This is a genomic window from Candidatus Solincola tengchongensis (assembly GCF_015711935.1).
GTDB lineage: Bacteria > Actinomycetota > Geothermincolia > Geothermincolales > RBG-13-55-18 > Solincola_A > Solincola_A tengchongensis.
Map to the genome: position 1 here is coordinate 1 of NZ_JACVJJ010000038.1, position 9,006 is coordinate 9,006.

The 9,006-nt window shown below is 60.3% G+C and carries 9 protein-coding genes; 1 reads left to right on the top strand and 8 read right to left on the bottom strand.

Going from position 1 to position 9,006, the window contains the following annotated elements:
• The coding region (locus H7007_RS02660) for a hypothetical protein (RefSeq protein WP_287152946.1) at nt 1-203 on the top strand (203 nt) is incomplete at its 5' end.
• A gap of 862 nt (nt 204-1,065) precedes the next feature.
• On the opposite strand, the gene H7007_RS13655 is transcribed toward H7007_RS02660, so the two are convergent.
• From H7007_RS13655 to H7007_RS02695, 8 genes are all read right to left on the bottom strand, one after another.
• Nucleotides 1,066-1,560 carry a HEPN domain-containing protein gene (locus H7007_RS13655; RefSeq protein WP_350340609.1) on the bottom strand — a complete coding sequence of 165 codons (495 nt, stop codon included), beginning with the start codon at nt 1,558-1,560 and terminating at the stop codon, nt 1,066-1,068.
• Nucleotides 1,550-1,849, bottom strand: a complete 300-nt coding sequence (locus H7007_RS02665; RefSeq protein ID WP_350340610.1) for a nucleotidyltransferase domain-containing protein — start codon at nt 1,847-1,849, stop codon at nt 1,550-1,552. Before H7007_RS02665 ends, H7007_RS13655 begins: the two co-directional genes overlap by 11 nt.
• A gap of 515 nt (nt 1,850-2,364) precedes the next feature.
• The gene (gene tsaA, locus H7007_RS02670; RefSeq protein WP_350340612.1) at nt 2,365-2,811 is read right to left on the bottom strand and encodes a tRNA (N6-threonylcarbamoyladenosine(37)-N6)-methyltransferase TrmO; all 447 of its coding nucleotides are present in this window, start codon (nt 2,809-2,811) and stop codon (nt 2,365-2,367) included.
• A gap of 141 nt (nt 2,812-2,952) precedes the next feature.
• The gene (locus H7007_RS02675) at nt 2,953-3,897 is read right to left on the bottom strand and encodes an ABC transporter ATP-binding protein (protein ID WP_287152948.1); all 945 of its coding nucleotides are present in this window, start codon (nt 3,895-3,897) and stop codon (nt 2,953-2,955) included.
• A 9-nt stretch (nt 3,898-3,906) separates the two neighbouring features.
• The gene (locus H7007_RS02680) at nt 3,907-4,977 is read right to left on the bottom strand and encodes a FecCD family ABC transporter permease (RefSeq protein WP_287152949.1); all 1,071 of its coding nucleotides are present in this window, start codon (nt 4,975-4,977) and stop codon (nt 3,907-3,909) included.
• Between the two features lie 78 nt (nt 4,978-5,055).
• Nucleotides 5,056-6,150, bottom strand: coding sequence for an iron ABC transporter substrate-binding protein (locus H7007_RS02685; protein WP_502754844.1), 1,095 nt, complete (start codon nt 6,148-6,150; stop codon nt 5,056-5,058).
• 276 nt (nt 6,151-6,426) lie between these two features.
• Nucleotides 6,427-7,266 (bottom strand): ATP-binding protein, encoded by an 840-nt coding sequence (locus H7007_RS02690; protein WP_287152951.1) that lies wholly within the window; start codon nt 7,264-7,266, stop codon nt 6,427-6,429.
• 190 nt (nt 7,267-7,456) lie between these two features.
• Complete coding sequence (locus H7007_RS02695) at nt 7,457-8,488, bottom strand: class I SAM-dependent methyltransferase (RefSeq protein ID WP_350340611.1); 1,032 nt, start codon at nt 8,486-8,488, stop codon at nt 7,457-7,459.
• Nucleotides 8,489-9,006: the final 518 nt, after the last annotated feature.

The window sequence follows — 9,006 nt, forward strand, 5'->3', positions numbered from 1 at the left end:
TCCAGACCGGCTCGGGCGAGGTCTCCGGCCCCGAGGTGGACCTCGGAGGGGGAAAGAGGACCACCTTCCTCCTCAACGCCCTGGTCCCGGACACCGGGGACGTCTCCACCAAGGTGACCTCCACGAAACCCGTGGTCTGCGAGCGGGCCATGTACGGCCCCAACTTCTCCTGGGCCCACGACTCCATCGGGCACACCCCTTGAGGAGGGAGCATATTTGTCGTGAACACCAGGAAGACGGACGGGAACGGGGGAGCGAGGAAGGACCGCGGGCCATCTCCGCTTTCCTTCTCCTGGGCCCACGACTCCATCGGGCACACCCCCTGAGGAAAGGAGGTCCGCGAGCCGGAGGAGGGTGCAACGGCGGAGCGGATGAAGGAATGGGAGGGGCAGCATAAAGACCCTCCTCCGTATGGACCAACGACCCCATCGGCTATGCGACAAAAGGCGGGAACTACGCCTCACGTTACCCGAAATGGAGCGGGAGCGTGAAGGCACGGTAGACTGCGTACCATGCATGGCGTTCCCTTTCCTGTGCCCGTGACTCCTTCGAGACTGTACCCGGAAAAGAGAGGCGGCGGGTCAACCTGAGGAGAGGATGTGAAAGTTTGAGAGCGGGAGGGACGGAAAGGGAATGGGGATGGCATACTCCCAGAAGGAGGCCATAAGGTCGGCCTTGACCGGGGAACGATGGAAGCAAAGACACGCATAAGGGAAGCACACGATAAGGCGCTGAAGGAACAAAAAGAAAAGGCGGTAGAAAGCGGGCATAGGCAGTAAAGGCTCGCTAATCCCCGGGTCCTGGACTCTCAAGGTTATCGGCTGCGATGGACAAGAATCGAAGACGGGATAAGTAATGCGACAACGGTAAATCGAAGCTACACAGCGAGGGCACCGCTTCAAGCCACAAGTTCTCGCCGCCAATGAACGTCATGTCCAATACCTTTTAGGGCGAAAAGCGACAAGTAAGTTGAGGCGACGAGCGTTCCGTGTAGGAAACCGGCAGGCGAAGTCTTAAGGAAATCGGCCCGAAAGACGCGGCGTTTTTGCTTCCAGGCTGGCATGATTACATGAGCAAATAAAGCAACGGCATATAAGAACCGTGCTGTTGTTTGAATGGTATAATATGGTATATAAAGCGGGTTGTAGGCGGGTTCAGGGTCTGCTCCTTGCGGAGACGAAATCTATTATCTCGCGCGCCGCGGACGTGGCCTCGCCGGCGTCCTTGGCGGTGAAGGCATCCCTGGGGATGCCGCCGGGCAGACCGTTTGGGTAACGTGTGGGAAGGTAAAAAACGGTCCAGGAAAGCCCCCTTTTCCCTTAAGTCCCTGAACATGGGATCGTATTGCTTGGCGTCGTCCACAAGCTCGGCCACCGAATGTCCCCAAACGACCTGATTCCCCACGAGATATAAATATGCCTTCAGCGCTTTTTCCGCCTGCTGGGCGAGGAAACAGGCCAAATTGAACCTCCCGCCGTTTGCGCTGAACTCGGCATCGTCCAGGTCGGAACGCGCCTGTTCCAGCCAGCGCCGGTATTCTCTGCCCGGATCAAGCAGCATAAAGGACCCTTCCTCCTTTCAGCGCGTGGGAGAGGAACGGGCTCGAGTCCCTCAATTCCTCGAACTCCTCCGGCGTGTATACCAATATGTCCATGGCCACTCTGGGCTGGATTCTGCCGTACACTTCTTGCAGGCGGTCGAGAAATCGTTTTTCCGTGCGCATCACCACCACAAGATCGACGTCACCGAAAGGATTGACTTGCTCACGTGCCAGGGAGCCGATGAGCACGATCATCTCGGCTCCCATCTCTCGCAATACTCTCACTGCCCGGGTTAGCTCACTTTGCATTTTCTCGTATCTTTTAGCTGTAATTTCCTATCAGGTATCATCGCCATACCTCCTACACATACATACATTCTATCATCTCCCTATTTTGCTTTTCTCATCGGAAGCGGGCCGCAAGGCTGCGGAATTGAACATTCCCGAGGAGTACCTGCTTTTCCTCATCACCGCCCGCGGGTGGCGTTAGATTCAGATGCCAGAACCTTTCAGGGTACGGAGACAGCCCTTGTGTAAGCCGCGGAGGATTACAATCTTACCCAACGTTCTTTTCCGGGGAGCAACCTTGGAGGCCTTCGGCTGATCGCTTTTTCCCTGCGCCGATACGGAATTCAAGGGGGAAGCTCCGGGGAAAACGACCCCTTAACGATCGGAGCGGGCTGGTGTAGAGGAAAGAGAAGACGAGCGCGTTTTTGGGAGATGCCGGATCTCTTGCCGGCTTTACAACCTTGGCCTTTATGGTGGGCCTGGCCCAATACATAATGTGAGAGGTCGAAGGTCTCCCGTAACGGATGGGGCGGGCATTATTCCAACCGTCGTCGGAAGGAGGCCTCGAACCAAGCGATGCGCGCCTCCGGTACCGCGTCGATGTACCCGCTGTAGGGCTTGATGTCCACCACCAGGCTTCCCTCCAGGGCATCCAGGCCGCGTACCGTCAACCTGTTGTCCTCCCGGCGCACAAGCTCCACCACGCAGAGGTTGATCGGGTTGGGCCGGGAGGGCGAGCGGCAGGCAAACACCCCCCGCGCCTCGGGGCCCCAGGGGGTGACGTTCTGGAGGATCTCACGGGAGGCGCGGTGAGCCCAATAGAGGATGTAAAGGTGGCTTGCGGCCTCGACGTCCTTTAGGCCGTCCACGTATTCCTCGAAGACCTCCACCACGCTCTCGGCCGAGGACATGCGCCCCTGGAAGGGGGCCTGGTCCATTTCCAGGTAAGGCGAATGGACTACGCCGATAGGTCTCAAGAGCATATCCGCGTCTTCCATATCCTTCACCTCGTCACATCACCATAAGTTCGTGTGGTGTCCATAGCCCCTATCCTGGATGGATTGTCTTGCGATGAGGCTCAAGGTCATGCCGGACCCATCCCATTCCTTCTCATCCCGGCACCTTTACCTGCAGCAGCAACCCTCGGGTATGACTATGGTACGGCCCCCGATCCTTTCCACCCTCGCTTCCACCCCGTAAGCTTCCCGTATGGTGTCCGGGTCGATGACTTCCGGTCCCCCCCATCTCACCACGGAACCTTCCTTGAGGACGATGAATCGGTCCGAATAACGCAGGGCCAGGTTGAGGTCGTGGATGGCCACCAGGACGGATATGCCGCGGTGGTCGGCTTCCGCTCGCAGGATCTCCATGACCTCCGTCTGGTTGCGGAGGTCCAGGTTGTTGGTCGGCTCGTCCAGGAGCAGTACGCGAGGTTCCTGGGCCAGGGCGCGAGCGATGATCACTTTTTGCAGCTCTCCACCGCTTAGCTCGTCCGTGTAGCGGAGAGAGAGGTGGACGAGGTCCAGGCGGTGGAGGACTGCATCCACCACCTTCAGGTCCTTCGCTTCCACCCCCCAGCGAACGTGCGGTTTCCTTCCCAGGAGGACGGCGTCGAAGACCGTCAGCCTTTGGTATCCGTCGGAACGTTGCGGAACATAGCTTGCTTTCCTGGCCAGCTCCGAATTCCTGAGCCGGTGCAGTGGCTCCCCGTCCAAGATCACGACTCCCTCTCGGGGTTTGAGCAGGCGGAGCAGGCATTTCAGCAGGGTGCTCTTTCCCGCTCCGTTGTTGCCCAGGACAGAACACACCTCTCCCTCCCGTAAGGTGAAGCTCACCCGGCGGAGGACGTCCGCCTGGGGGTAAGAGAACGAGACCCCCTCCACCTCCAAGGTCGGTCCGCCATGCGTGGTGCTGGTCCCCGTCTCCGTCTGCGATGACAGCGAGCCGCACCACTTCGCGGCCACCCTGTCCTGCCGCCGGCATCCGGGAGAGGTCAATATTCCCTCTTTCATCATGCCGTGGTGGAATCCGCCGACACTCTTTGCCGCCAGTCGACTTCGTAATCCCATAACCGCCTCTCACCTCCGATATCCCCGCACCAGCAGGTAGATGAAGAGGGGCGCGCCCATGAAGGAGGTTATGGCTCCCACGGGAAGGACCACCGGAGCGACGACGTTGCGCCCCACCGTGTCCGCGGCCAGGAGGAGGAACGCTCCCGCCACCGCCGAACCCGGAACGAGGAAACGGTAGTCGCCCCCGATGAGGCGGCGCATGAGGTGGGGCGCCACCAGGCCCACGAAGGCGATGATCCCCAGGAAGGCAACGCACACCGCGGCAAGCAGAGCGGCCAGGAACATTCCCGACAGGCGCAGGCGGGTCACGTTCACCCCCAGAGTCCTGGCGGTTTCATCCCCAGCGGCCATGGCGTTGAGGCTCCAGCGTTGAGCGACGAAGAAAGCGCTCACGGGGAGAGTCACGCCGGCGATGATTGCCAATTCCTTCCATGAAGACCTGCCCAGGTCCCCGAAGGTCCAGAAGACTATGGAGGCGACCTGCACATCGCTGGCGAAATACTGGGTGACTATGGTCCCGGCGGAGAAGAGAGCGCCCATGGCGATACCGGCGAGGATCATGGCCTCCGGGGTCATTCCCCTTGCCCGGGCCATGCCCAGGACGATAAGGGTGGTGAGGATGGCCCCCAGGAAGGCGAAGAGGGTGACCACGTAAGGATTGTTGATCCACACCGCGTCCACAGTGGTGCTCTGCGTGGAGCCTGCCCCAAAGGCCACGATGGCCACCGCAGCCCCGAAGGCGGCTCCCTGGGATATGCCCAGGGTGTAATCGGAGGCCAGGGGATTGACCAGTAGGTTCTGCATCACGCAGCCGGAGAGGGACAGGGCCGCGCCGGCCAGGAGGGCGGCGAGGACGCGCGGCAGGCGTATGTGGAGCACTATGCGGGAGACGGTCGCGTCGGCCCTGCCCAGGATGGCGCGTATGACCTGCAGAGGGGAGAGGCCCGCCGAGCCGAGACCCATGGCAAGCACGGCGAGCCCCGCCACGCCCAGCGCCAGCAGCGTGATGACGAGAGTCTTCCTCCTCGCGTATACCCGGTAGGCGTCGGTCGCCGAGACGGCGACGTTTTCCTCCATGCCGCGCCGTCACCTCACTTCGTGCCCTTTCCGGTTATGATCTCCCCACACACCTCGCCTTATTGGAGTGGCTCCGGCTCACCCGCCGAGTCTCACAGGAACGAAGCCGCCGAATTCCCGGGCCATGTCCTCATAAAGTGGTCTGCCCAGCAGGAATTCGTATATCTCGTCAGCTTTTTCCTCCGGGCTCACGTCCTCGAATGCGCTGGGGAAGATGACCTTTCCCATGTAATAGGCGTCCGCGAGGGCCGTGTCCACGTTGGTGGTGTAGTAGTTATACGGAAGGTAACCGTAAATCCGGCCCTCCCGGAAGGCGCGTAGGGTCTGGTAGTAACCCGGGTTCTTGCCGTAGTCTTCCTTTACCATGGCCAGGCCGCCCTCGTCGATGAAGATTATGTCCGGATCCCAGGCCAAAAGCTTCTCCTTGTCGATCATCACGCTTCCCTTCTGCCCCGTCTCGTCGGCCACGTTGACCGCGCCTATGGCAGTAAGGGGAGGGAAGCCGGCCTGGGTGCTCTCTATGCCGTGTGTCCCCTTGAACCCGATGCCGCCCACGTAAACCCTCGGCTTCCCGTCTGCGGGGATGTTTTCCGTTCGCGCGCGCAGGTCGTCCTGGCATCCCTCGATGAAGTCCACCACCTTTTCTGCACGTTCTCGATTTCCGGTGATCTCGCCCACCAGCTGGATGGATTCCAAGAGTTCCTCGTCGAAGGTACCCAGCTTCCCGTAGCTCAGGACCACCACCGGGATCCCCGTTTGCCGCTGCAGTTCGTCCGCCTTGGCCGCATCCGCCAGGTAGGCCACGAAGATGACATCCGGGTCCACGTCTATCAGCTTCTCGGGGTCGGGAGACGAATCAGCCCCGCCCTGTCCGATTACCGGCAACTCCAGAAGTTCCGGATGGGCCATGATGTATGGCCTTCCTGTGCTCCATTGCTTTTCCATGTTCTCGATGCCCACCACCTGCCCCGCGGCCCCGCAATAGCAGACTAGGCGCAGCGCGCCGGGACCGATGGCTGCCACCCTCTCCGCCGGAACGCTCACCTCCACGCTCCTACCCGCGAGGTCGGTGAAAGTCCTGGTGCCCGCATCGGTAGTCGCGGGTCCATTTCCGCCGCATCCCATCGAGGAAAGGGCTAGAACCAACAAAAGCGTTGCTGCTGCCAAAGCCATGGTTCTACTTTTCATTTTCTTGCCCTCCTTTGACCGTTTGTCTTGAACCTTTGGTCCGTACCTCGCATCTCCATTTGCACGCAGGTGGCCTGCCGGCCTGGTTGTTTTCACCGTTGAGTGCTTACCGGCTTTATGTGGTTGCCCCTCCCGCGGACGAGTGCATTTTGGTCGTATGCGGCTATTCATCCCGGTCTTCCAGATTTGTCCCTGGAAGCCAGCTGTCCTCCACGTCTCCCCGGTTTTCGGCGTTGAGCCTGGTTTCAGGTTCATATGGCATCATCGGGTAGCGACAGCCTCCATTTTGGAGATCAGCTCCCGGAGCGTCTCCTCCTCTCCCAACTCTCCCAGGTGGGATCCCTCCAGGTTGGACTGAGCGATGTCCGGCGAATAGGGGAACGAGGCGGCGGTGTGCAACCCGGCGGAGAGGAGCATGTCCTGGAGAATGGGCTCCGAACCGGTGTCTACTCTGTTGCCCACCACGAGGAAGGGCTTGTCCGCCTCCCGGCATAAGCGCGCCGCCTTTTCGGCCAGGATAACCGCCTCCCGCGAGGGGTCCACCACCAGGAGCACGGTATCCACCCCTTCGAGGACGCCACGGCCGAAATGCTCGATTCCCGCCTCGGTGTCCACGAGAACCCATTCGCTGGAATCCACCCACAGGCTTTTGAGGAAGCCGCGGGCCAGCGCGCCCATGGGGCAGGCGCAGCCCTCCATGCTGTGCTCTATCTTCCCGATTCTGACCAGGTAAATGTTGCCATAAGATGAAAGGCAATCTCGGGGAAGCGAGATCAGGGTCACCGGCGATTCGAAGAAACACGGGCTTTCCCGGCCTTCTCCACGCAGGGCGGCGAACAGTTTTTCTCGTACCGCTCCCTTTCCGCCCAGCCAGTCCATAACCGAACGGGTGGGCGGGTCGACGCCAAGCATGGAGGGAAGTCCGAGGTTGGACTCATCTGCGTCCACGACCAGTACAGGGCCTCGTTTAGAGAGGCTCCTGGACATAAGACTCACCAGGGTGCTCTTCCCGCTTCCTCCCCTTCCTGAGACCAGCACTTTGGGCAACGCTCTCACCTCCCGGTTCGGGCCGGACCTCTTTTCCGGCCCCTTGGCTTGCATGGATTCTCCTTTTATAGCGCGCCATGTGTTGAGCGTTTGGGACCGGACCCCACCGCGATACCTTTTTCGCATGACCTCGGCTGCTTTCAGACACGGTTTCCACTGCCGCGCCATTGCGCAGCCCGCGTTCTCTGAGAAGTCGATCGGGGGGCCGGGAACGAATTTCTTATTCCATGTGCTCAAGGCGTCCTTACTGCGAGGAACCTCCGCGCTCACCCCACTTCCTCGCCGTTCGTGAAGCCGCTCCCTCCGGCTTGCGCGCCTCGAGGAGATAACCTTCCTCGCCGTCGCGGAACTCCAGTACCTCGAATCCCGCCTCCTGGAGCCACCGCCGCATGGTCGCCTCCTCGGGCAGGAGGTCGCCGCCCACCGCTCCTCCCAGGTGCAGGTGGCGGGCGTTCACCGCTTCCCGCCCCTCGGTATGGGAGATGACCACGCGTCCACCCGCCCGGAGTACTCGGTACATCTCGCCGATCGCCCCCTCCTTGTCCGCCACGTGGGGGAAGCAGTTATGGCAGATCACCAAGTCAAAGCTCTCCTCCAGGAAGGGCATCGCGACGATGTCCGCATGCAGGTACTGCAGATTGGGCCGCTGCAGCTTGGCGCGGGCCGTCTTCAGCATCTCCTCGGCCACGTCCAAAGCGCATACGCTACCCTCGTCTCCCACCGCTTCCAACAGATAAGGCAGGAGGATCCCGGTGCCGCAGCCCGCGTCCAGCACGCTTGAACCGCGCTCTATCCCCAGCGAAAGAATTAGATCGCGGCTGCGTTCTGTGGTCGCGTGATCCTGGGTGAGATCCCAGTCTGCGGCTCGACGATTGAAGAACTCCCGTATAAGGAGCGCATGCGTCTCGGCCCGTGTCCCGGCCTCGTCGATAAGAAGGCCGGGGAGCCCTTCACGGGGCCTTAAACTGGCTTGCGAGGAAGCTGCCGGAGCGACCTCGGCAGGCGACGCCCGTTCGATGGGTGTCGAAGTATTATCCTCAGGGAGAAACCCTTTCGTCTTCTCTCCCGAGGTTCTTGCGTGCCGCCCGTGGAGGTTGTCCCCGTACCTCTGGTCCGTCTCCGTTATGATGAGGACCTGGCCCCCGGCGACCTCGTGTGGCTTGTCAAGGTGCCGGCCAACGGTTTTGTCGGGAAGGAGCTTTCGCATGGCGTTTATTTCACGGGCTGTTTCACGGGCGGAAAATGCCGTTTCCGGTGGGATCTCTATGGTTTCCATGCGCTCCCCTCACCTCCCTTGGCATGATATGCTGTTCTTGTGGCCGAAAAAGAAACCACGAAGGCCCTCGACCTTCGTGGTCACTAAATTCGAGGTTTCCGCCTTCTAAGGCTTTTCGTCCTGTTTCCGATGGCTTCCCGCCACCTTGGATTTCCCGGAGAAGAAGATAACACGAGTCAACCAGCACATGTCAAGGGTATGGTCTTTCGCTTAAGCGGACTGAACTCGGCCTTAAAAGAGTTCCCTTTCGAGGGTATGGATGCCCCCTCGACTTCCAGGCGCGAAGAGGGCCGGACCGGGAGAAAGCTTCCATGCCATGTCTTTTAGGCAGCCGCTTTTAGGGTTCGAGAGTGTAGAGAAATCACCCTGTCATCCTGGATATGCAGGCAATAAACACGAGGAAGAAATGGGAGATCTCTCTTGCTGAGCAAATCATGCTAAGTCAGGACGCAGAAGAGAAGGGGGTAGAAGAGATAAAGAAGAGGATGGTCGGGCTGATATTCGAGCTGGATGGACCT

Coding starts and splice junctions, on each gene's coding strand:
- H7007_RS13655 (WP_350340609.1), bottom strand. CDS start 1,560: ATGCTGCTTGATCCGGGCAGAGAATACCGGCGCTGGCTGGAACAGGCG.
- H7007_RS02665 (WP_350340610.1), bottom strand. CDS start 1,849: ATGCAAAGTGAGCTAACCCGGGCAGTGAGAGTATTGCGAGAGATGGGA.
- tsaA (WP_350340612.1), bottom strand. CDS start 2,811: ATGCTCTTGAGACCTATCGGCGTAGTCCATTCGCCTTACCTGGAAATG.
- H7007_RS02675 (WP_287152948.1), bottom strand. CDS start 3,897: ATGGGATTACGAAGTCGACTGGCGGCAAAGAGTGTCGGCGGATTCCAC.
- H7007_RS02680 (WP_287152949.1), bottom strand. CDS start 4,977: ATGGAGGAAAACGTCGCCGTCTCGGCGACCGACGCCTACCGGGTATAC.
- H7007_RS02685 (WP_502754844.1), bottom strand. CDS start 6,150: ATGGCTTTGGCAGCAGCAACGCTTTTGTTGGTTCTAGCCCTTTCCTCG.
- H7007_RS02690 (WP_287152951.1), bottom strand. CDS start 7,266: ATGCAAGCCAAGGGGCCGGAAAAGAGGTCCGGCCCGAACCGGGAGGTG.
- H7007_RS02695 (WP_350340611.1), bottom strand. CDS start 8,488: ATGGAAACCATAGAGATCCCACCGGAAACGGCATTTTCCGCCCGTGAA.